This is a genomic window from Streptomyces sp. NPDC045998 (assembly GCF_056430285.1).
Map to the genome: position 1 here is coordinate 214,289 of NZ_JBWKLJ010000007.1, position 20,439 is coordinate 234,727.

Genomic DNA, 20,439 nt, shown 5'->3' on the forward strand with positions numbered 1-20,439 from the left:
ACCCCCCAGCCTCACCCCACCCCGTACCGCTCCCGCAGCTCCACCTTCCGCACCTTCCCGCTGACCGTCATCGGGAAGGCGTCCAGGACCTCCACCCGGCGCGGGACCTTGTAGTGGGCCAGCCGTTCGCGGCAGTACGCGGTGATCTCCTCCAGCGTCGGCGGGTCCGCCGGGTCGCGCGGGATCACGCAGGCCAGGATCTCCTCGCCGTACCGCTCGTCCGGCACGCCCACCACCTGCACGTCGGCGATCTTGGGGTGGGCGTACAGGAACTCCTCGATCTCCCGCGGGTAGACGTTCTCACCGCCCCGGATGATCATGTCCTTGATGCGACCGACGATCCTGACGTACCCGTCCTCGCCCATCACCGCCAGGTCACCCGTGTGCATCCAGCGCCCCGCGTCGATCGCCTCGGCCGTCTTCTCCGGCTCGTCCCAGTAGCCGAGCATCACGCCGTAACCGCGGGTGCACAGCTCGCCCGGCTCGCCGCGCTCCACGGTCACGCCCGTCGCCGGGTCGACCACCTTGACCTCGACGTACGGCATGACCCGGCCGACCGTGCCGGTGCGGCGCTCCAGGTCGTCGTCGCGGCGCGTCTGCGTGGACACCGGCGAGGTCTCCGTCATGCCGTAGCAGATCGACACCTCCGCCATGTGCATCTCCGCGACGACCCGCTTCATCACCTCCACCGGGCACGGCGAACCCGCCATAATCCCGGTGCGCAGCGAGGAGAGGTCGTACGAGGCGAAGTCGGGCAGGTTCAGCTCAGCGATGAACATCGTCGGTACGCCGTACAGCGAGGTGCACCGCTCCTGCTGGACGGCGCGCAGGGTGGCGGCCGGCTCGAAGGACGGCGCCGGGATCACCATGGTGGCGGCGTGGGAGGTGGCGGCGAGATTTCCCATCACCATGCCGAAGCAGTGGTAGTACGGGACGGGGATGCAGATGCGGTCGCGCTCGGTGTAGCCGAGCAGCTCGCCCACGAAGTAGCCGTTGTTGAGGATGTTGTGGTGGCTGAGGGTGGCGCCCTTGGGGAAGCCGGTGGTGCCGGAGGTGTACTGGATGTTGACGGGGTCGTCGCACGACAACCCGGCCTCGCGGGCGGCGAGTTCCGCTTCGGGTACCGTCCCGGCCACCAGCTCGTCCCAGGACGCGTCGCCGATGTAGTGCACGGCCCGCAGCTGTGGGCAGTCGGCGCGGACCCGCTCCACCATGGCCCGGTAGTCGCTCGTCTTGTGCGCGAGGGAGGCGACGAGCAGCGAGATCCCCGCCTGGCGGAGCACGTACTCCACCTCGTGCGCGCGGTAGGCGGGGTTGATGTTCACCATGATGGCGCCGATCCGTGCCGTCGCGTACTGCACCAGGACCCACTCGGGGCAGTTCACCGCCCAGATCCCGACCCGGTCGCCCTTGCCGACCCCGGCCGCCATCAGCCCGCGCGCCAGCCGCTCCACCGCCGCGCCGAACGCGGCGTACGTCCAGCGCCGCCCCGACGGCACGTCCACGAGCGCCTCGCGGTCGGGGAAGCGCTCCACCGCCCGCGCCAGGTTCGCGCCGATGGTGTCACCGAGCAAGGCCGTGCCGCTCACCCCGTGCGCGTACGACGGAGTCATCGTCCCAGCTCCTTCTCGTCGTACTCGGCGCCCGACCCGGCGGCGGTGCGCTCGCGCAGTTCGATGCGGCGGATCTTGCCGGAGACGGTCTTGGGCAGGTCGGCGAACTCGATGCGGCGGATGCGCTTGTACGGGGCGAGGACCGCGCGCGCGTGCGCGAACAGCACCCGCGCCGTCTCCGGACCCGGCTCCCAGCCGTCGGCGAGGACGACGTACGCCTTCGGCACGGCGAGCCGTACGGGGTCGGGCGCGGGGACGACGGCCGCCTCCGCGACCGCCTCGTGCTCCAGCAGCGCGCTTTCGAGCTCGAAAGGGGAGATCTTGTAGTCGGAGGATTTGAAGACGTCATCGGCCCGGCCGATGTAGGTGAGGTAGCCGTCCTCGTCACGCGCGGCGATGTCCCCGGTGCGGTAGAAGCCGTCCGCCATGGCCTCGGCCGTACGCTCCGGGTCGCCGTGGTAGCCGGTCATCAGGCCCACCGGCCGGGCCGACAGGTCCAGCGCGATCTCGCCTTCCGCCGCGCCCGGCTCCCCGGTCGCCGGATCGAGCAGTTCGACGCGGAAGCCGGGGCTCGGCCGGCCCATGGAGCCCGCCTTCAGCAGCTGACCGGGGCTGTTGGAGACCTGCACGGCGGTCTCGGTCTGCCCGAAGCCGTCCCGGATCGTCACGCCCCACTCGCGCCGTACGGTCTCGATGACCTCGGGGTTGAGCGGCTCGCCGGCCGCGACGACCTCGCGGGGCGGCGTGTTCAGGGCGGACAGGTCGGCCTGGATGAGCATGCGCCACACGGTGGGCGGGGCGCAGAAACTGGTGACGCCGTGGCGGTCCATCTCCGCCATCAGGCGGGCGGCGTCGAAGCGCGTGTAGTTGTGGATGAAGACGGTGGCCTCGGCGTTCCAGGGGGCGAAGAGGTTGGACCAGGCGTGCTTGGCCCAGCCGGGCGAGGAGATGTTCAGGTGCACGTCTCCCGGCTTGAGCCCGATCCAGTACATCGTCACCAAGTGACCCACCGGGTACGACAGATGGGTGTGCTCGACGAGTTTCGGCAGCGACGTCGTACCGGACGTGAAGTACAGCATCAGGGGGTCGTCGGCCGAGGTGTCGCCGTGGGGCACGAAGGGCACGCACGCCCCGTAGGCGTCCGCGTAGGGGATCCAGTGCGGGACGCGCGCACCGACGGCGATGGGGGTGTAGTCCCCCGGCACGTCCCGGAACTTGGCGGTGTCCTCGGCGCGCACGATGACGTGCCGCGCCCGCCCGCGCTCCACGCGGTCGGCCAGGTCGGCCGGACCGAGCAGGGGTGTCGCGGGGATGACGACGGCGCGCAGCTTCATCGCGGCGAGGGCGGTCTCCCACAGCTCGACCTGGTTGCCGAGCATGACGAGGACCCGGTCCCCGGGCCGTACGCCGAGCCCGCGCAGCCAGTTGGCGACCCGGTCGGAACGCTCGGACATCTCGGCGAAGGACAGGCGCGTCGCGGTGCCGTCCTCCTCGACGATGTGCAGCGCGGTCGCGTCGTTGCCCCGGGCGATGACGTCGAACCAGTCCAGCGCCCAGTTGAACCGCTCCGGCCGCGGCCAGACGAACCCCTTGTACGCCGTCTCGTAGTCCTCCCGGTGCCGTAGCAGGAAGTCCCGGGCAGCCCGGAACTCCTCCGTGGCGCCCGTCGCAGTGCCCCGCCTCACCATGTGTCCTCCTCCGCAGTAAGTCGCCGGAGTCTCACTACCCCCGATCGGCTACGGAGCGAACTCCCCGAACCGTACGTCCACGGCGTACGACAGCGTGGTGAGGGTCCGCTCGGCCTCCTCCGCGACGGCGGCGCACTGCTCGCGCGTCAGCGTCCCGAACGGCTGCACGGTGACGGTGGCCGCCCCGCCCTTGCCCTCCTCCAGCTGCCAGATCCCGGCGAGGAAGCCGTCGACGAGGAAGGTGCGGTACGCCTGGTTGCCCTTCCAGGTGCGGTCCTTGTACTCCCGTGGTACGACGCGGGTGCGGTCGGCGTGCGAGAGCAGCAGGTTGTCGAACTCGGGCAGGAGGCGCGGCGGGGCGGGGGTGTCCGGGTCGGGGCGAGGCGCGTCGGGCAGGTCGAAGCGCTCGGTCCCGGACTCGTCGCGGAAGGTCAGCAGGCGGGGCCGCAGCCGCTCGAACGCCTCGCGCAGCCGGGTCAGCCCCGACCAGGTCTGCATGTCCTTGACGGAGGCGGGGCCGAAGGCGGCGAGGTAGCGCAGCGCGGTCGCGTCGGCCGTGGCGGAGGGCTCCGTCGCGCGCCCGAGCCACGCCTCGGCGGTGGTGAGGGCGACCTGGCCGCTGCGGCCCCACAGGCCCCGCGGGGTGACCTGGACGAGCGGCAGCAGACAGCGTGCGGCGACGGTCAGGGCGAGCGGGTCGGCGTCCGGCCAGCGCTCCAGCAGCGCCTCGCGGAGCTCCTTCGGGGTCCGGGGCCGTTCCTCCACGAGCGTGCGCGCGAGGCCGGCCAGCCGCTCCAGGTCGACGCCGGCGAGGCCCTTGCGGAACAGCTGCACCTCCCGCTCCCGCGCCGGCTGGACCAGGGGGCGCAGGCGCAGCACGTCGTCGGCGGTGTGCAGGTGGATGGTGGAGCGCAGGGTGACGATCCGGGCGGCCTCGCGGGACTCCAGGAGCCCGGAGAGCTCCTCGGGCCGGAAGCCGTCGAGGCGGGCGGCGAGGGCGACGTAGGGCGGCTTGGTGTTCTGGGCCTGGAGTCCGACGAGGTGCTCGACGGCGTGCTTCGCGGACATCGGGGTACGCCGGAGCAGGAGCTGCCGCGCGAGGGTGGCGCGGTTGAGGGCGCGGGCGGAGAGGACGGGGCCCGGGCCTGGTCCCGGGCTGGTTGTGGTGGCCATGACCGGCACAGTACGCCGCCGCGCCGGAACAAAGCGGGGCATATATCCTGCCCCGAGGCAAGGAGGTGAGATCCCGATGACCCTGCCGTCGAAGAAGAACAACTGGCGCCGCCGTCCTCCCCCGGCCGCGCCCGAGGCGACCACGCCCGTGCCCGCCTCCTCCGGGAAGCAGGGCAGCATCGTCCAGGCCTCCGTCTACCGCGACGGCCGCAAGGTCGCCTCCCTCACCACCCTCGCCGAGACGTTCCGCCGCCTGCGCGAGGAGCCGGAGGGCATGGCCTGGATCGGCCTGCACCGCCCGTCCGAGGCGGAACTGCTGTCACTGGCCGCCGAGTTCGACCTTCACGAGCTCGCCGTCGAGGACGCGATGGAAGCCCATCAGCGCCCGAAGCTGGAGCGGTACGGCGACACCCTCTTCGTCGTCCTGCGCGCCGCGCGCTACCTCGACGCCCAGGAGGAGGTCGACTTCGGCGAGCTGCACATCTTCATCGGCACGGACTTCCTGATCACCGTCCGCCACGGCGCGGCCCCCGACCTCTCCTCCGTACGCCGCCGCATGGAGGAGACCCCCGAACTCCTCGCCCTCGGCCCGGAGGCCGTCCTGTACGCGATCCTCGACGCGGTCGTCGACGAGTACGTGCCGGTGGTCGCGGGCGTCCAGAACGACATCGACGAGATCGAGACCGAGGTCTTCCGCGGCGACCCCGAGGTGTCGCGCCGGATCTACGAACTCTCCCGCGAAATGGTCGAGTTCCAGCGCGCGACCCGCCCCCTGGTCGGCATGCTCAACTCCCTGATGGCCGGCTTCGCCAAGTACGGCACGGACGAGGAACTCCAGCGCCGCCTGCGCGACGTCGCCGACCACGTCACCCACACCAGCGAACGCGTGGACGGCTTCCGCCAGGCCCTGACCGAAATCCTCACGGTCAACGCGACACTGGTCACGCAGCAGCAGAACGCGGAGATGCGGGCGCTGGCGGAGGCGGGCTTCGAGCAGAACGAGGAGATCAAGAAGATCTCGTCGTGGGCGGCGATCCTCTTCGCGCCGACGCTGGTCGGCACCATCTACGGCATGAACTTCGACCACATGCCGGAGCTGCACTGGGTGTACGGCTATCCGTTCGCGATCCTGCTGATGGCGGTGGTGTGTTCGAGCCTGTACGTGATCTTCAAGAAACGCGACTGGCTGTAGGAGCCGGGCCGGCCACGCCGCCCTCAATTCGCCTCGCGAACGCTGCGGAATGGCCTTCTGGCCCCTGGGGAGAATCCGGGGAGAACGCGCTGCGTGGCGGCTCGCGTCGCTTCTCCCGCGCCGACCCGGTTCTCCATCCACCGGCGCAGCCACCCTCGTCGGCGCATGGATACACAACGTAACGCTCTGGCAGGCGTAGCGGGTGCACACTCGCCTTTGAGCGTGGCGATGTAGCCGCGCAGGACGGTCGCGGAGCCTCCCTCAGTGCCACCTCGCCGAGGTGCGGAAGGACGTGGAGGCATACGCGCTCGTCGACGCGCTTGACGGTTGCCGAGCTTCTGGTTGCCGTACCAGGCGGAGACACTTTCCAGGTGCAGAGCGCATCGCCCCGGCAGCTGCTCACCACCCTCGACGCCGACGTCACGGCTCTGCGTACACGGCCGCCCGGAACAACGCCCTGGCCGAACTCCACTCGTCACTCATACGATCCCGGCATGACGAATACGGCGCGGCGCGTCGCTCTGGGCGTGGTGGCTTCCAGCGCGTTCTTCTGGGGAGTTGCCGGGGCCGTTGACCTGGGCCTGGAGCGAAACCTCAGGGGCTACAACCTCCCTGGCGGTGGCGGGTGGTACGCACTCGGCGTGTTTGCCGGATTCATCGTCGCCTACTTCAGCGTGGCCTCCCTCACCGATACGACCGCCGGTCGGCACGCGGCCCTGGTTCCGGCCGCGGGCGCCTGGTTCGGCGTCGTCTCGTGCCTGCTCATGGGCCAGCAGACGCGGCACTGGGTCGCCGCCACCGTTGTGGCATTGATCGGGTCAGCCCTGCCGCTCATCGTTCACCGACGGAATCGCACGCGGCACGCCCGGCCGGGTTCCGACGCACCGACCTAGCCTCCCGCTATCGCGAGTGTGGGTACCCGAGGCTTGGTCAAATCAGCGAGGAGCGCCGCTGACCTGTGACGGCGGCCCTGGCACCGCGGCGCAAGCCGCGGGCAGTACACGATATCGGGTTCGCGGCGACGGCCGATCACGCCGAACTGACCGAAGGTGCACGCCGGCTGGGAGCCGCGCTTGCGGATGTCGGCCCTGGGCGGTGAGGTGGCTGATGGCGACCGCCCGTCAGGCGCCGAGTGAGGTGAAGCCTCCGACGATCGCGTGCGCTGTGCCAGCGGGGCAGGTGCCGGTCGGGGTCATCGACTTCGGCATCGCGCGCGCCGCCGACGCCACCTCGCTCACCGGCAGCGGCGTCAGCATCGGCACCCTCGTGCTCCAGTTGCAAGAGCTGTTGTTCCCATCGATCGAAGACGTTGCGGTGCTGTCGGTGGACGTGAGCATCGCGATAGCGCAGGTCGACGTGGCATACACGGCGCACGGTGCCGCCTGCCCGGCGTGCGAGCTCTGGTCGAACCGGGCTCATGGTTCCTACCTGCGGTTTCCCGCTGATGTGCCCAGCGCCGGACGAAGCGTTGTTCTTCCTGCGTAAGCAGGTTCTCCCTCGCTTCGTGAGGACAGCCGCTGCTGTCAGGCACCTCGACGGTTCTCGGCTCTGCGGATGGTCACCACGGACAAAACCGGGTCGGTAGGCGGTACCAGCTCCCTGGAGGGGACCTCCACAAGGTGCGCCGGAGCATCGCCATGGTGCAAGGCGGTCACGTACTCGATGATCTGAGCGTGGGAGAGCCCTGGCACTTTCTGGCGCAGGGTGTGCATGGCATGAACCCTCCCACGAGCGTCCGCCACCGCCCGGACCTCATCGTGTAGATCATCCACTGCGGTCCGCGTGACCTGCCTTCGAATGCGGACTCGGTAGTCCGCTTCCCACGCGTCCGTTACTGCGGAGACCACACCGATCTGATGCAGGCTTCCGTCGACCCGGTCAACAAGGTACGGCCCATTCCCGGCCAGCGCGAAGTCTGGGTTTCGGGTGCGCAAATACTCCTCAGACGTCCAGGAAACAATCCATACCAGCTCATGCTGCTCTACATGCGACACAGCCATGCGCATCGGGTTAAGCCCAACCGACAGCTCCCGCTGGTAGTCGCGTTCCAGCTCCTCCTCAACGATCTGAACCGCGGCATCACGCTCGATCACTTTGCCAGCTTCCCGTACGGCCTGGATGCCTACCACCAGGTTTCCTGCTCGCTTCACGTCTTGGCAGACCGCAGTGGGCGCACGTGCACAGCGCCAACAGACGCTACCGATTCTCCGAGCGATGGAGTACCCGACGATCACTTACGCTGCCCTCGTCGCCGGAGTTGAGCCAGAACCGAAACTCGTGAACATCTGCTGCCCAGACTCGGGTTCTGGTCCACCTTCTGTGGAGCACTGATGATCCGTCACGGCTATGGGACGAGAACAGCGCAGGTGATCACGAGTCCCCTAATCTGACGGGGCTTCGATCGTTTCGAGCCAGGGGTGGGGACCGGATGGCAGTGCGCACGACCGACGACACGCGACCCGGGCGGGAGCGGTGGCGGCCGTACCGTGGGGGAACCGGGCGGCTCCGGCCGCTGATCGCGGCCGTCGCCGCGCTGCTCGTTGTCGGCTTCGCCTCGGGCTGCTCCGCTCCGGAGGGCTCGCTACGCGTCGCCTGGGAGGCCCCGGTCGACGACAATGCCCGGGACTACGGCAACGGTGCCTGGCTGGTCGGCGACACGCTCGTCCGCAGTCGGTACGACGCCGTCACTGCCTTCGACGCCGGGTCGGGCGAGCGGCGCTGGGAGTACGCACCGCCCGGTCAGGACCATGTGTGTGCGGTCGGTCGCCGTGCGGCCGGTTCTGTCGTCCTGCTCGCGCGGGGCAATCGGGGCCCGGGCGGTCGGGGCTGCGCGACCGTCGCCGCGCTGGACCTGACGACCGGGCGGGAGCTGTGGCACGTCCGGCGCGCCCCGGCCGACCTGACGGAGTCGGTCACTGACATGGTTGCCGCCGGCGGCGGGCTCGCCGTGCTGAGGGACGGCGACGACCGCTGGGTCCTCGAGACGATCCGGCCTGTCGTGCCGGGTGCGGAGGCCCTGCGCGCCGTCGACCTGCGGACCGGCGCCCTGCGCTGGAAGGCCGCGGTCCCGGCCGGTTGTGTGCCGGAGCGGGTCGCCGCCGGCGAGCGACAGGTCCTCGCCGTGCTCACCTGCGGCCGCACCGAACTGCGGCTCGCCGCGTTCGACCGGTCCGACGGGAAGGAGCGGTGGTCCGCGCCGCTCGGCGGCCGCCCGACGCCGGGTACGGACGCGCAGGTGACGCTGCTGTCGGCCGATCCGGTGGTCGTGCAGGTCGGGGGGACCGCGCAGGGCGGCCTGCCGGGCACCTACCTCGCGTTCGGCGAGAACGGGACGGCACTGGGCCGGATCCAATCCGTCGGCGACCACGGCACCGTCCTGTCGCACCGGCCCGAGCTCGTGGCCGTCGCGGACGGACGGCTCTACGCCGCCGCCGACGCCAAGCGGGGCAGGATGTACGTGCACCGGGTGGTCGCCTTCGACCTCGCGAAGGGCACCGAGGTGTGGCGGCACGACCTGGCCGCCGGCCGCCGCGCCCTCGCGCTCGAAGCGGCCGACGGCCGGGTGACCGTCCTTGCCCGCAGCCTCGGCCGCAGGCATGACGGCACGGAGCAACTGCTGGTCCTCGACGCCACCACCGGCGACGAGCAGGACAGCCGCGACACCGGCGCCGACATCGACCACAAGGTGGGCGAGCTCGCGGGCCTGCTCACCCACAAGGACCTGGTCGTCGCCGTGCGGTGGGGCTGGGGCGTTCGGCCCTTCTCGGCATACAAGGTCGGATGACGTCTTGGATACCAGGGCATGAGAGCGCGCTTCCGCAGGAGTTCGAATCCGGCGCGGCTCCCGCCGCTGGCGGGACTGGCCGCACAGGTGCGGAATCTCGGCGCGGAGGTACGTGTGTGCGCGCCGCCGAACGAAGCGAACTCGACGTGCCCGCGGTACTACTGCGACCCGACGGCCACGTGGCATGGGCCGGCGAGGGCCAGCAGGAACTCCTCGGGCGCTTGTCCGAGTGGTTCGGCACCGCAGCCGGCTGAGCATGCTTGACCTGGATCGCAGAGATGCAGTGGGAGCAAGACGTCATTTCCTATTGATCGTTCCCGAGTGCGGTCCTTTGTGGGCCCGGAAGTTGGACCCACAACGGCTCAGCCTCCACCCGGGCGCCCCAGATGAGAACAGCCACAGGCATGGCTCAGGCCGAGACAGGCGTACGGGACAGGGCGGTGCGCAGCGCGAAGAATCCGAGCAAGCCGCCCGACGCGAACCGCTGAGCGGTCATCACGCGGGGCCTAGCGGCCAGAAACCCCGACACCCGTGCTGCGCTCAGCATGATCAGAGCGTTCACAGAGATCCCCACGACGATCTGCACACCGCCGAGCTGGAGCAGTTGCGCCCAGGCCGGGCCCGCCTGCGGATCCATGAACTGGGGCAGAAGAGCGCCGTACAGGAGAGCGATCTTGGGGTTGAGCAGATTGGTCAGAAGCCCCATCGAGAACAGGCGGGCGTCAGAGACCGGAGGAAGGTCCTGGGCCGGGGCGAAGGGCGAGCGGCCACCGGGCTTGAGCATGTCCCAGGCCATATAGGCCAGGTAGGCGGCCCCGGCGAGCTTGACCACCGTGAACGCCAGCGGCACTGCGGCGAACAACGCGGACAGGCCCGCGGCCGCGGCCAAGAGGTAGCACAGGAATCCCACGGCGGTCCCACTCAGGCTGACCAGGCCCGCCCTGCGACCTTGGGTGATCGCGCGAGAGGCGAGGTGGATCATGTTCGGTCCCGGAGTCAGGGCCATGCCCAGTTCGACCAGGGCCACTCCCCCCGCTGCGGCCAGACTGATCACTCGTCAACTCCTGATCGCTCGCCAGGTACCTGGCACCCGGAGTGGGGCGGGTCCGGCTCCGTAGGGTGGCTCCGATGCATCTGCATCGCCTGCATCGTCCGTTCGAGAATACGGCCCTGCCGTTCGGTGTCTCCGTGCGCCCTGACTCCAGCCGGCCGACAGCTGACGACTGCAGCCGGATCAGTGCGATCGCGTCGGCGATCTCCGCGTGACCGGCCGGACAGGTCCTAACCGATGCCATCGCCCTGGGCTACGCGAGCCGGGCAGAGCTCCGGAGGCCAAGGAGTGCTGCGATATGCGTTCTAAGGGTGACTTTATGCCTTTGTAGCAGCACTTCTTGGGACCATGGTCTGGCTGTATCGACCCCCTGGGAGCTCGGGAGCTCACTCATGCGTCATTCCATCACCGCAGCAGTGTTCACTGCCGCTCTGGCCCTGTCCGTGCCGCTGGTCGCAGCGCCGACGGCGCAGGCCGCCCCCGGCGAGGTCTGCTTCTACACGGAGCCCGGGTACCGGGGCGCATCATGGTGCTACCGCCCGTCGGGCTATGCGGATGTACCGGGTTTCCTGCATGACAGGGCGCGATCTTTCGAGTCCAACTCGGACGCGGTCGTCTACGCGATCGATCACTCCCAAGGACGCTGCTACCACCGGCGCATCTGGACCGGCGACCGGGACCCCAACTGGGCGTGGGGCACGAGGATCGACGGCGTCGCGACCGACCCGCAGGGCTGCGAGCCCAGCTGAGGGGGGCCTACCGGGGGCGACGCGTCCGGTGGCGAACGCGCGGCCGTCGGCGACGGTCGAGGAGGGCCCTCCACCAGGTGACCCGAATCAACGCCTGCCGAGCGCGAGTGGTCCGCCGTGGGTGCGGAGGGCATCGTGGCCGAGCCACTGCTCCGGACTTCCCGGCCGGGGGGCGAGGCCGGCGAGTTGGCGAGTTGGCCGGACCGCGTCCGTGGTCCAGCGGGCGCCTGCCGTGCCCTCGGCATCGTGTGATCGTTTGAAGCGGTGTGACGATCAACGCTTCCTCGGTGCGGGCCATGGGCCGGACCTTGGTGGCCGCCACGCTGACGGTGCTGCTCACCGGGGCCTGTACGGCACAGCCGGAACCGGCACTGCCCGCCTCGGAGCGGGGCCGCAGTGACCTGATCGCGACCGCCGAGCAGGTCCTCGTGAACCAGTGCCTGCAGGCTCGCGGCGCCGCCGGGCCGCCGCCGCGGCAAGAGGTGCTGTTCGGGACCGGACCTGCCGAGCTGGCGATCACGCTGGCCACCGGTTACACCGTCCGCGCCCATACCGACGGCTGCCTGGCCGAAGCGCACCGCCACCTTTACGGCGACCAGGAACGCTGGTTCCACGCTCAGGTCACCGTCAACAACCTGCGCCCCGAGGCACAGGCGCTACTCCGCGAGGATCCCGCCTACCGGGCCGCTCTCGCCCGCCGGGCCGCCTGCGACGACCACGACAGCTCGTGCGTCCGCGCCAGCGGCCTCGAGTCGCTGCGGGAGCGGCTGGAGCCGGCCCGGCTCGCGCAGGTCCGCGCCGCGCACCGCGACGACACCACCACCTACGACCGCCTGCGCGACCGTGCAGTGCGGCGCGCGGCCGGCCTCCTGGCCGACCGCCCCACCCCCCAACGGAAAGGCAACGCACCCTCATGACCCTCAGCAGGCTGCTCACCTCCGCCACCGCGGCCTTCCTCGTCCTCACCGGCAGTCTCGCCGCCGCCGCGCCGGCCGGCGCGGCCGACTGCCCGTCCGGCCACTTCTGCGCCTGGGAACACTCCGACTACCAGGGCCAGCGGGCGAACTGGCACGGTGACGACGGCTGGTGGGAGGGCCACATCGCCGACGCCGACTCCTCCTGGGCCAACCACGGCATCGTGGGACCGGGGGTACCGGCCTTCGTACAGGTCTACGAGGACGCTTGGCAGGGCGGCAGCATGTCCATCTGCCTCGCCCCCGGCCAGGAGGTCCACTGGAACGGCGTGGCCAACGACCGCGGCGACTCCCACCGGTGGGCCCACGGCTGCTGAGACCCGGTCGCACCGCCCGTGGGTCCGCCGTCCTGCGGCGGACCCACGGGCGCTCAGATGGGTGTAACGCCGGGTGACGGTGAGCACCGGCCGGTGTCCGTCGCGGCTCGGTGTCGGACGGAGACGGGCGGAGAGATGGCGGCAGGAGAACGCCGGGGTGCCGTAAAGGGGCGGCCGGCGCGGTTGGGCTGGGAGCTCATGCCCCTCGAAAGCGTCGGTCCCCTGTGCTTCGGCATGGGCATGTCCGAGGTCGCCTCGGTGCTGCCGGGCATGACCGAACTGCGTCGGTTCCAGGCTGACCCCTCATCGCAGGAGATCCTCGGTGTGGAGTTCGGCACGGGTCGTGAAGAGCCCGCCGTGTACGCCTACTTCACCGACGGCCGGTTGTTCTGCGTTGCGGTCGACGCGATGCACGGTCCGCAGGTGACGCTGTGGTGGAGGGAGTTGACGGCTTGCGCTCCAGCCGACCTGGAGGAGTCCCTCTTGCACGCTGACAGGTGTGGGGTGGCCGATGTTTCCTATGGTCCGCGGGGAAACCCCGGAGTAAACGGGCTTGGCCTGGTGGTGCGGGTACAGGAGGGCGTCGGCGGCGTGGTGACCCGGCCGATCTTGGTGGTCCGGAGGTGGGCCGATCGGTGCACCGACGACTGGGAAGGCGCGATCCCCGCATGCGAAGGGGGGGGGGCCGCCTGTGGCCCCACGCGGGTCAACCGGAATCCTGGCCCCCGCCTGACCACGAGACGCATGGGGGTGACGGGCAACCGCCCTTCCAGCCCGCCCCTTTCACCACCGTGAGACGGCCGAGGAAACCGTCCCACGGCCCCTTCGGAGCCCTGAGTGATACGAGGGAACACGGCGGGCAGCGGAAAGTTCCACGTCAGCGCGGTCACCGTCACATGTCCGTGCGCGTCCGGTGTGCGCGCGCCCCGAGCGGGAAACAGGCGATCATGGCCGACCTGACGGAGTGGGAAGAAGTGGACCGGCGCCTCACGCGGCGTGCAGCGCACTGGACGTCGCCTTTGGCGCGCCGGGTCATGCCGAAAGCGCGAACCGCGGCCGAGCATACGAAGCTGTGGTGGGCCGCGGCAGCGCTCATGTCCGCCGTCGGCGGCGGCCGGGGCCGGACGGCCGCGGCAGCGGGGATCATCGGCATGGGGGCGGCGGAGCTGGTCTCCAACGCCGTGTGCAAGCCGCTGTGCGAACGCCGCCGCCCGCCCGAGAACCTCGTGCCTCGCGATGAGGTGCGGGATCGGCCGGACAGTTCCTCCTTCCCCTCCGGGCACACCGCGGCGGCCGTGGGCTTCACGGTGGCGGTTGCGGGCGTCTGGCCCGGGGCGGCGGCGGTCTGCGCGGTACCGGCCGCCATCGTGGCCGTGGAGCGGGTGCATTCCGGCGCGCACTACCCCAGCGATGTCGCCGGGGGCGCCGCCATCGGCCTGGTGATGGGCTTGCTGGTACGTCGATCGCCCCGCCTGCTGCTGCGCCACGCCGCCCGGAAGGCCCGTGGGCGTCTGACCGGATGACGGACAGCGCCGCCGAGCGCGTACGCGCTGCCCACCATCGGGACGACTGGACGACTGGACGGCTGGACGGCTGGCGCAACCCTGCTCCCGGCTCCTCTCCCTGCTCGTCGGGTCAGTGCTGGTCGGGGTCGGCCTCGTCGGCGCCGCTGCTGGTACGGCTCGGCTGGCCGCCCCCGCTGGTGCCGTAGCCGCCGGGGACGCCCGGGACGCTGTCGGCGTCGGCCTCTTCACGGGTGATGTGCCGGGTCGCGCGGACGTTCGAGCGCCGCTCCGGGTGGGGGTAGCTGAACGGCTGGGCCTCGGCGCGTTCCTCCTCGGCCTCGCGTATCTCGGCTTCCGTCTTCTTGTCAGGCCTGTCAGGCCCGTCAGGTGTGTCGGGCTTGGCCATGGCCTGCGGTAACCACGTGGCCAGCGATATGCGCGGGCCCGGGCCCATGCCTGCACGCTGCCGGACGGGTTCCGCGCGGCGTACCGGGCCGGGAGCACGCCCCGGAACTGACCGGCCTGCTCTCCTCGTACGCGGTCGACGTCGGGCGGGCACGCCTCATCGGCGCATGGCCACTGCCCCCGTCCTCTCCCCTGCCGCTCGTCCGCCTCGCCACTTGACCCGTCCCCCAAGGGCCGGGTTTAGCGTTCTGTTCCGACGAGGAGGTGCACATGCGTGCAGGTGAGGCGGCCGCGGCCGCCGGCGTGACGATCAAGGCGCTGCGCTACTACGAGGACTGCGGTCTGCTTCACCCCGGCCGTGCGGCCAACGGCTACCGCGACTACACCGCGGAGGACGTCCGGCTGGCGGAGGAGATCCGCAGCCTTGGGGCGCTCGGACTCACTCCCATGGAGACCAGGCCGTTTCTCGCCTGCCTGCGCGCGGGCCACGAGGAGGGCGACCACTGCGCGGAGTCCCTGGCCGCCTACCAGCAGAAGATCGATGCGCTCGACCTTCTCGTCGCCCGGCTGGCCCACAGCCGGGAAGAGCTGATCCGCCGCCGGGACGCGGCGGCCCGGCGAGGTTTCCCCACCATCACCAAGCCATCGAAGGAGCCCGACAAGATGCTGCCCAAGGCCGACCCCCTGCCCTCCGGTCTGCCGGCCCCGGTGGACGACGGCGCCGCCGCCCACCTTCCGGGCCTTACGCTCCCCGCTCTGTCGTTCACCGGCACGGACGGCAGCGACATACGCCTGGACGCGGTCTCCGAGGGCCGCTGGGTGCTGTTCCTGTACCCGCTGACCGGAGACCCGGCCGCCGACATCCCGGAGGGCTGGAACGACATCCCGGGCGCCCGCGGATGCAGCCAGGAGGCGTGCAACTTCCGCGACAACCTGGATGCGCTGCGCACCGAAGGCGTCGATCGCGTCCTTGCCCTGTCCTCGGACCGGGCCGACTACCAGCAGGCGCTCGTGGACCGCCTGCATCTGCCCTACCCCATGCTCTCCGACCCCCGGCTCACGCTCGCGGACGCACTGAAGCTCCCGACGTTCGAGGCCAACGGCCAGACGTTGTACCGGCGTCTGACGCTCGTACTGCGCGGTGCCACCATCGAGCACGTCTTCTACCCGGTCTTCCCGCCGGACACCCACGCCGACGAAGTGACGCAGTGGTTCCGCACCCATCGGGACGCATGACCGCATCCCGTTCGGCAGGGGGCGGAATCCTTGATCGTCTTGGTGCCGTCGCGGGTTACGGTGGCGCCTGCCACATGCCAACCACCGCCGGAAGAAAGGCGACTTCGTGTTCCGTAGCGTGGCGGGCGAGCCCGGGGGGCCGAGGAGAGACGGCTCGCCGCCGCGATGTCGAAGTTCCTCGAGCTGGCTCCGGCGAAGTTCCTGGGTCTGCCGCTCGGCTAAGGCACCGGCGGCACGCAAGGCACCAGCTCCTGATCAGAAGGGCATGCGGCCGCGGGCCCGGCGGCCGGCTGAGCCGCTGCGGCCCACGGCGCGCGAACTGGTGTGGAAGGGCTTGCTCAGGAGCCGGCCCAGGATGCCGGGCGCCTTTCCTCCGGCGCGAGCGCCGGCACCGAGGGAACGCTGGGTGCCGCGTTCGGGGTGGCGGGAGATGCGCGGGACGAAGAAGGCCAGCACGGCCAGGACCACGCATACGGCGATGACGGCGACCACGATCATGAGGGGCTCCTTCGGACGGGTGAGAGTCGTCTGCCCCGACGCGGCGTCCGTATGTACGTACGGTGCGCCCAGTCCCGCCGTGGCCGCGCCGGGACCCCTCACCGGTGGCCCTGTCCGCGTCCTACAGGAACCGGCGGATGGGGGCGACGGCGGCCTCGCGCAGCCGTTGGACGGTGGAGCGGCGTGTCCAGCGGCCCTTCTCGATGCGTTCGCTGGCCAGGAGGTCGTCGTCGAAGTGCTGGTCCAGGGTGGCGGTGAACTCCTCGTCGAGGACGGCGAGCATGACCTCTTCGTCGTGGTCGAGGGAGCGGCGGTTGAAGTTGGTGGAACCCACCAGCGCGGCGACCTGGTCGACGGTGATGATCTTGGCGTGCATCATCGTCGGCTGGTACTGGTAGATCTTCACTCCGCAGTCGAGCAGGTCCTCGTAGTGGTGCTGGCCGGCCAGCCGGCAGACCCGCTTGTCGGTGTGTGGCCCGGGGAGCAGGATCTCCACCTCGACGCCGCGCCGGGCGGCGGCACACAGCAGGTCGACGAAGTAGGCGTCGGGTGCGAAGTAGGCGGTGGCCAGGCGGAAGCGCTGCTCGGCGGATTCGAGCATGACCCGTATGAGGGTCTGCATGTCCTGCCAGCCCAAGCTCGCCGAACCCCGCACGACCTGCACCACCGCGTCGCCGTGCGGCGCGTGGCTGGTGAAGCGGTCGCGGTCGTCGAAGAGGGTGTCGTGGCATTCGGCCCAGTTCTGGGCGAAGGCGGCGGCGATGCCGTCCACGGCGGGACCGCGTACCTGGACGTGGGTGTCGCGCCACTCGTTCTCGTTGCGGGCATCGCCGCACCACTCCTCGGCGATGCCCACCCCGCCGGTGAACGCCGTGTGCTCGTCGACGACCAGCACCTTGCGGTGGCAGCGGTGGTTCTGTTTGAGCGGGGAGAGGTACAGGGGCTTGCGGAACCAGGACACTTCGGCCCCGGCGTCCTCCATCAGGTCCAGCAGGTCCTGTTCGATGAGGCGGCTGCCGAAGCCGTCCAGCAGCAGTCGCACCCGTACCCCGTTGCGGGCCCGGTCGGCCAGCGCCCGGGCGAACTCACGGGCTATCTCCCCGCGCCAGTACACGAACGTCATCATGTCCACGGTGTGCTCGGCGCCGCGGATGCCGTCCAGCATCGCCGTGAAGATCTCGTCCCCGTTGCGCAGCGGCACCAGAGCGTTTCCCTCGGTGGCGGCGATGCCGATCAGCCGCTCCAGGCGCCGCCGCATCCGCTGCTTGCGTTCGGACACCGACAAGGCCGACGGCACCGTGGCCTCGTCTGACAGGTCCGGCCCGCTGCTCACGCTCGTCATGGCTTCACCTCCCGGTCGGAAAAGGGGCTGCCCCGCTCGTCCGGCTGCCGCCGGGGCGAGCCGACTGTACACACCGACCTACGACGCCTGACACCTCGCGGCCCCGGGTAAGCGCGGCAGAACAATCGGCGACCGTCGCTCCTGTGGGGCCGGCCCCGGGCACACGGTCACACCCGCCGCGAGCGCAGCCACATGAAGTAGTCGTCGATGTCCAGGACTTCGTCGCTCGTCAGACGGGCCGGGTTCCACCGTGTCGCGCGGCCGCTCCGGAAGAAGCCCTGCGGGAGGTTTGTGCCGTACGTCTCCACGTACTCCGCCGCGTCGCGCCGCCAGAACCAGGTGCCGTCGCTGAGGATGGCGGAGCCTCCGGTGACGGCGAACCGTCCCTCCAGGGCGTCCTCCGTGTAGCCCATGAGGGCGATGATCACGGGAGCGTTCCTCAGGTACGCGCCGATCGTCCCGCGCTCGTCCTCCGGGATCGCTCCGCCGCCTTCCGCGAGCTCATGCGCCACCTGGGAGAAGGCCGACTGGCCGGCGATGCGGCCGAAGACTCCCAGGGGGTCACTTGACGCATCTTCTCCCCTTGGTGGTGTGGTCACCCCCACATGCCGAGAGCCATCTCGTCGAGCAGAGCCGACCAAGGGCTGTCGGGACCCAGAGGGGTTTCGTCGTAGTGGGCGATGCACCTCTTGAGCCGGTCGACGGCATCCATACGCGCCTGATAGCCGGCTTCGTCCGTGGGCAGCCCCTTGCACTCCTTCTTGGTCCCTTCCAGGAGGATCAGGGATTGCGCGAGCGAGGAGACGTCCGCGTGGAAGAGCGTGCAGTCCTCACCCTCTGGAAAGGCGTACACCTTCCCGTCGGTGGGGTCGAGCGCGACCAGAGAGTAGTTGAACGCGCCCAGAACTTCCCATCCCCAGGCCTCGGAAGGACAGAGACCATCGCGATGGTCCAGTGCGGCGCGCAGGCTGGGCGTGCAGGTCAGCCGCGCCGCACCGTCGAGGTCGTCCCTCGCCGAGAACGCGTTGCCCGCATCGACGGACGGCAGACCGACGTTCGCCAGGAAATCCGCGGTAGCGGCGTGGAGCTCCCCGGCGCGTGAGCGCGGAAAGTACCTGACACGCGTTATCCCGAACGTGGCGATCAGTTGCTCGGGCGTGACATCCGCCAGCATGACGTGCCTCCTCCTCCGGCAGAGCGTCTCACACGACCGGAGGAGGTCGTCTCGGGGCCAGGCCGCCGTTGACCGCGCCGAGGAGTCCGACCAGCGCCGACAGGGAGGCCCCGACCCGGCCGGCGCTCACGGTGTACACGCTTGCGGCGACCGGCTGGGCCGAGGTGTACGCGGCGGCCGGTTCGGCGAGCGCGAGACCACTGATGAGGACGGCCGCGGAGATGATGAGGACGGAGCGGACGGACATGGGTTTCCTGCCTTTCCGATACGGGTCTGAGGGCGGTTACGGTCTGGCGGCCGAGTGCTGCGGCAGGCGCGGGGAGAGGACCCGCGCCAGGGCCAGAGTGCTGAGGGTGAACATCACCACGCCGAGGGGGACGTGGAACGAGGGCACGTGGGCGACCCCCAGTGCCACCTGTACCGAGGCGAGGACGAGGAAGCCGGTGGCGTACAGGACAGGGCGGGGCGAGCCGCCGCCCGGACGCCACGCCAGGACCGCGGCGAGGACGTACAGCAGGGTGGAGGCGTACATGACCTTCGAGCCGACGTCGTGGAGGAGGTAGCCGTGGGGCGACGTCAGAAGGGCGCCCGCCGTGGCCGCCTGGAAGAACAGGGTGAGGGTCTGGAGGGCGATCGCCGTACGGAGGAAGATGCCCCGGCGTGTGCCGGTGGTCGGCGTCGGTCCGGCCATGGTGGGTGGTCCTCTCGGCAGGGGGTGTCCCGGGTGGTCAGTGGAGGCCGAGCGGCGTCTCGGCGACGACGTGGGTCAGCTTCTCGGGGTTGCGGACGTAGTAGAGGCCGCTGATGCGGGCGTCCTCGACGCGCATCGCCATCACACCATCGAACTCGCCGTCCACGAACACGGCGAGGGCGGGACTGCCGTTGATCACGGCGGGTTCGCAGCCGACCTCGACGCCGGCCTTCGCCGAGCCCCCGCAGTAGAAACGGACCACCTTGTCGGCGCCGACGACGGGCCGCAGCGCGGCCCGCTTGAGGCCGCCGCCGTCGCTGACCAGGACGACATCGGGCGCGAGCACGTCGAGGAGGCCCTGCGGGTCGCCGGTCTCGACCGCGCGCCGGAACGACTCGACGGCGGCCCTCGCCTCCCCCGGGGAGGCGGTGCGGCGGGGCCGGCGGGCGTCGACGTGCCCGCGGGCGCGGTGCGCGATCTGCCGTACGGCCGCCGGGGTCTTGCCGACGGCCTCGGCGATCTCGTCGTACCCGACGTCGAAGACCTCCCGCAGTACGAACACGGCCCGCTCGGTGGGCGTGAGGCTCTCCAGGACCAGCATCATCGCCATCGACATGCTCTCGGCCAGTTCCACGTCCTCGGCCACGTCCGGGGTGGTGAGCAGCGGTTCGGGCAGCCACTGGCCGACGTACGCCTCGCGGCGGCGCTTGACGGTCCGCAGCCGGTTGAGCGCCTGCCGGGTCGTGATCCGCACGAGGTAGGCGCGCTTGTCCCGCACCTGCCCGACGTCGGCCCTGACCCATCGCAGCCACGTCTCCTGGAGGACGTCCTCCGCGTCGGCGGCCGAGCCGAGCATCTCGTAGGCGACGGTGAAGAGCAGGTTGCGGTGTTCGACGAACACCTCCGTCGCTTGGTCGGTGGCGGGGGCGGCGTATGGGTGCTGCTCGCTCATGTCTCGGTCTCTCTCCTCTGCGTGGGGCACCGGGCTACGCCGCCCGCCCGACCGCGGCCGTCACGGCGCGGCGCGGGTCGATCAGCGTCATGGTG

The 20,439-nt window shown here is 70.5% G+C and carries 22 protein-coding genes and 2 pseudogenes; 11 read left to right on the forward strand and 13 right to left on the reverse strand.

Annotated features, from left to right (window positions below):
- Positions 1-11: 11 nt before the first annotated feature.
- The 3 genes from AC07FJ_RS21980 to AC07FJ_RS21990 are packed head-to-tail and all read right to left on the reverse strand — an operon-like array spanning position 12 to position 4,474.
- A complete protein-coding gene (locus tag AC07FJ_RS21980) occupies positions 12-1,613 on the reverse strand; it encodes an AMP-binding protein (RefSeq protein WP_479051036.1) in 1,602 nt (533 codons plus the stop codon).
- Positions 1,610-3,301 carry an AMP-binding protein gene (locus AC07FJ_RS21985; RefSeq protein WP_479051037.1) on the reverse strand — a complete coding sequence of 564 codons (1,692 nt, stop codon included), beginning with the start codon at positions 3,299-3,301 and terminating at the stop codon, positions 1,610-1,612. The genes AC07FJ_RS21980 and AC07FJ_RS21985 overlap by 4 nt, the downstream gene beginning before the upstream one ends.
- A gap of 48 nt (positions 3,302-3,349) precedes the next feature.
- Positions 3,350-4,474, reverse strand: a complete 1,125-nt coding sequence (locus AC07FJ_RS21990) for a winged helix DNA-binding domain-containing protein (RefSeq protein WP_479051038.1) — start codon at positions 4,472-4,474, stop codon at positions 3,350-3,352.
- Positions 4,475-4,550: 76 nt separating this feature from the next.
- Between AC07FJ_RS21990 and AC07FJ_RS21995 the strand changes: the two genes are divergently transcribed.
- The 3 genes and pseudogenes from AC07FJ_RS21995 to AC07FJ_RS22005 all read left to right on the forward strand — a co-directional run.
- A complete protein-coding gene (locus AC07FJ_RS21995; RefSeq protein ID WP_479051039.1) occupies positions 4,551-5,666 on the forward strand; it encodes a magnesium and cobalt transport protein CorA in 1,116 nt (371 codons plus the stop codon).
- A 494-nt stretch (positions 5,667-6,160) separates the two neighbouring features.
- Positions 6,161-6,559, forward strand: a complete 399-nt coding sequence (locus AC07FJ_RS22000; RefSeq protein ID WP_479051040.1) for a hypothetical protein — start codon at positions 6,161-6,163, stop codon at positions 6,557-6,559.
- 361 nt (positions 6,560-6,920) lie between these two features.
- Positions 6,921-7,142: pseudogene (locus AC07FJ_RS22005) on the forward strand (ISL3 family transposase); the annotation flags it as partial.
- Positions 7,143-7,189: 47 nt separating this feature from the next.
- Here the strand turns inward: AC07FJ_RS22005 and AC07FJ_RS22010 are convergent.
- On the reverse strand, positions 7,190-7,759 hold the full coding sequence (locus tag AC07FJ_RS22010; RefSeq protein WP_479051041.1) for a YrhB domain-containing protein: 570 nt from the start codon (positions 7,757-7,759) through the stop codon (positions 7,190-7,192).
- Between the two features lie 335 nt (positions 7,760-8,094).
- Here AC07FJ_RS22010 and AC07FJ_RS22015 point away from each other — a divergent pair, with 335 nt between their 5' ends.
- Together AC07FJ_RS22015 and AC07FJ_RS22020 are read left to right on the forward strand one after the other, a co-directional pair.
- On the forward strand, positions 8,095-9,450 hold the full coding sequence (locus tag AC07FJ_RS22015) for an outer membrane protein assembly factor BamB family protein (protein WP_479051042.1): 1,356 nt from the start codon (positions 8,095-8,097) through the stop codon (positions 9,448-9,450).
- Positions 9,451-9,587: 137 nt separating this feature from the next.
- Positions 9,588-9,704: pseudogene (locus tag AC07FJ_RS22020) on the forward strand (aromatic-ring hydroxylase C-terminal domain-containing protein); the annotation flags it as partial.
- Between the two features lie 155 nt (positions 9,705-9,859).
- Here the strand turns inward: AC07FJ_RS22020 and AC07FJ_RS22025 are convergent.
- A complete protein-coding gene (locus AC07FJ_RS22025) occupies positions 9,860-10,504 on the reverse strand; it encodes a LysE family translocator (RefSeq protein ID WP_479051043.1) in 645 nt (214 codons plus the stop codon).
- A 389-nt stretch (positions 10,505-10,893) separates the two neighbouring features.
- Here AC07FJ_RS22025 and AC07FJ_RS22030 point away from each other — a divergent pair, with 389 nt between their 5' ends.
- The 5 genes from AC07FJ_RS22030 (at position 10,894) to AC07FJ_RS22050 (ending at position 14,064) form a co-directional block, all read left to right on the forward strand.
- Positions 10,894-11,250, forward strand: coding sequence for a peptidase inhibitor family I36 protein (locus AC07FJ_RS22030; RefSeq protein WP_479051044.1), 357 nt, complete (start codon positions 10,894-10,896; stop codon positions 11,248-11,250).
- 266 nt (positions 11,251-11,516) lie between these two features.
- Positions 11,517-12,167 carry a hypothetical protein gene (locus tag AC07FJ_RS22035; RefSeq protein ID WP_479051045.1) on the forward strand — a complete coding sequence of 217 codons (651 nt, stop codon included), beginning with the start codon at positions 11,517-11,519 and terminating at the stop codon, positions 12,165-12,167.
- The gene (locus AC07FJ_RS22040; protein WP_479051046.1) at positions 12,164-12,541 is read left to right on the forward strand and encodes a peptidase inhibitor family I36 protein; all 378 of its coding nucleotides are present in this window, start codon (positions 12,164-12,166) and stop codon (positions 12,539-12,541) included. The genes AC07FJ_RS22035 and AC07FJ_RS22040 overlap by 4 nt, the downstream gene beginning before the upstream one ends.
- A gap of 198 nt (positions 12,542-12,739) precedes the next feature.
- Complete coding sequence (locus AC07FJ_RS22045) at positions 12,740-13,336, forward strand: hypothetical protein (protein ID WP_479051047.1); 597 nt, start codon at positions 12,740-12,742, stop codon at positions 13,334-13,336.
- Between the two features lie 152 nt (positions 13,337-13,488).
- Positions 13,489-14,064: a phosphatase PAP2 family protein gene (locus AC07FJ_RS22050; protein WP_479051048.1), complete on the forward strand. Its 576-nt coding sequence runs from the start codon at positions 13,489-13,491 to the stop codon at positions 14,062-14,064.
- A 112-nt stretch (positions 14,065-14,176) separates the two neighbouring features.
- On the opposite strand, the gene AC07FJ_RS22055 is transcribed toward AC07FJ_RS22050, so the two are convergent.
- Complete coding sequence (locus AC07FJ_RS22055; protein ID WP_479051049.1) at positions 14,177-14,452, reverse strand: hypothetical protein; 276 nt, start codon at positions 14,450-14,452, stop codon at positions 14,177-14,179.
- 269 nt (positions 14,453-14,721) lie between these two features.
- Here AC07FJ_RS22055 and AC07FJ_RS22060 point away from each other — a divergent pair, with 269 nt between their 5' ends.
- The gene (locus AC07FJ_RS22060) at positions 14,722-15,687 is read left to right on the forward strand and encodes a MerR family transcriptional regulator (RefSeq protein WP_479051050.1); all 966 of its coding nucleotides are present in this window, start codon (positions 14,722-14,724) and stop codon (positions 15,685-15,687) included.
- Between the two features lie 255 nt (positions 15,688-15,942).
- On the opposite strand, the gene AC07FJ_RS22065 is transcribed toward AC07FJ_RS22060, so the two are convergent.
- The 7 genes from AC07FJ_RS22065 to AC07FJ_RS22095 all read right to left on the reverse strand — a co-directional run bounded on the left by AC07FJ_RS22065 (position 15,943) and on the right by AC07FJ_RS22095 (position 20,344).
- Entirely contained in the window at positions 15,943-16,185 is a 243-nt protein-coding gene (locus tag AC07FJ_RS22065) for a DUF6411 family protein (RefSeq protein WP_479051051.1), read from the reverse strand.
- A gap of 121 nt (positions 16,186-16,306) precedes the next feature.
- Positions 16,307-17,527: a phospholipase D-like domain-containing protein gene (locus AC07FJ_RS22070; protein WP_479051052.1), complete on the reverse strand. Its 1,221-nt coding sequence runs from the start codon at positions 17,525-17,527 to the stop codon at positions 16,307-16,309.
- 167 nt (positions 17,528-17,694) lie between these two features.
- On the reverse strand, positions 17,695-18,039 hold the full coding sequence (locus tag AC07FJ_RS22075) for a hypothetical protein (protein ID WP_479051053.1): 345 nt from the start codon (positions 18,037-18,039) through the stop codon (positions 17,695-17,697).
- Between the two features lie 83 nt (positions 18,040-18,122).
- Positions 18,123-18,701, reverse strand: a complete 579-nt coding sequence (locus AC07FJ_RS22080) for an SUKH-4 family immunity protein (RefSeq protein ID WP_479051054.1) — start codon at positions 18,699-18,701, stop codon at positions 18,123-18,125.
- Between the two features lie 28 nt (positions 18,702-18,729).
- Positions 18,730-18,948: a hypothetical protein gene (locus AC07FJ_RS22085; protein ID WP_479051055.1), complete on the reverse strand. Its 219-nt coding sequence runs from the start codon at positions 18,946-18,948 to the stop codon at positions 18,730-18,732.
- Positions 18,949-18,984: 36 nt separating this feature from the next.
- Positions 18,985-19,392 (reverse strand): hypothetical protein, encoded by a 408-nt coding sequence (locus AC07FJ_RS22090; protein WP_479051056.1) that lies wholly within the window; start codon positions 19,390-19,392, stop codon positions 18,985-18,987.
- 37 nt (positions 19,393-19,429) lie between these two features.
- Positions 19,430-20,344, reverse strand: coding sequence for an RNA polymerase sigma-70 factor (locus AC07FJ_RS22095; protein ID WP_479051057.1), 915 nt, complete (start codon positions 20,342-20,344; stop codon positions 19,430-19,432).
- Positions 20,345-20,439 lie beyond the last annotated feature (95 nt).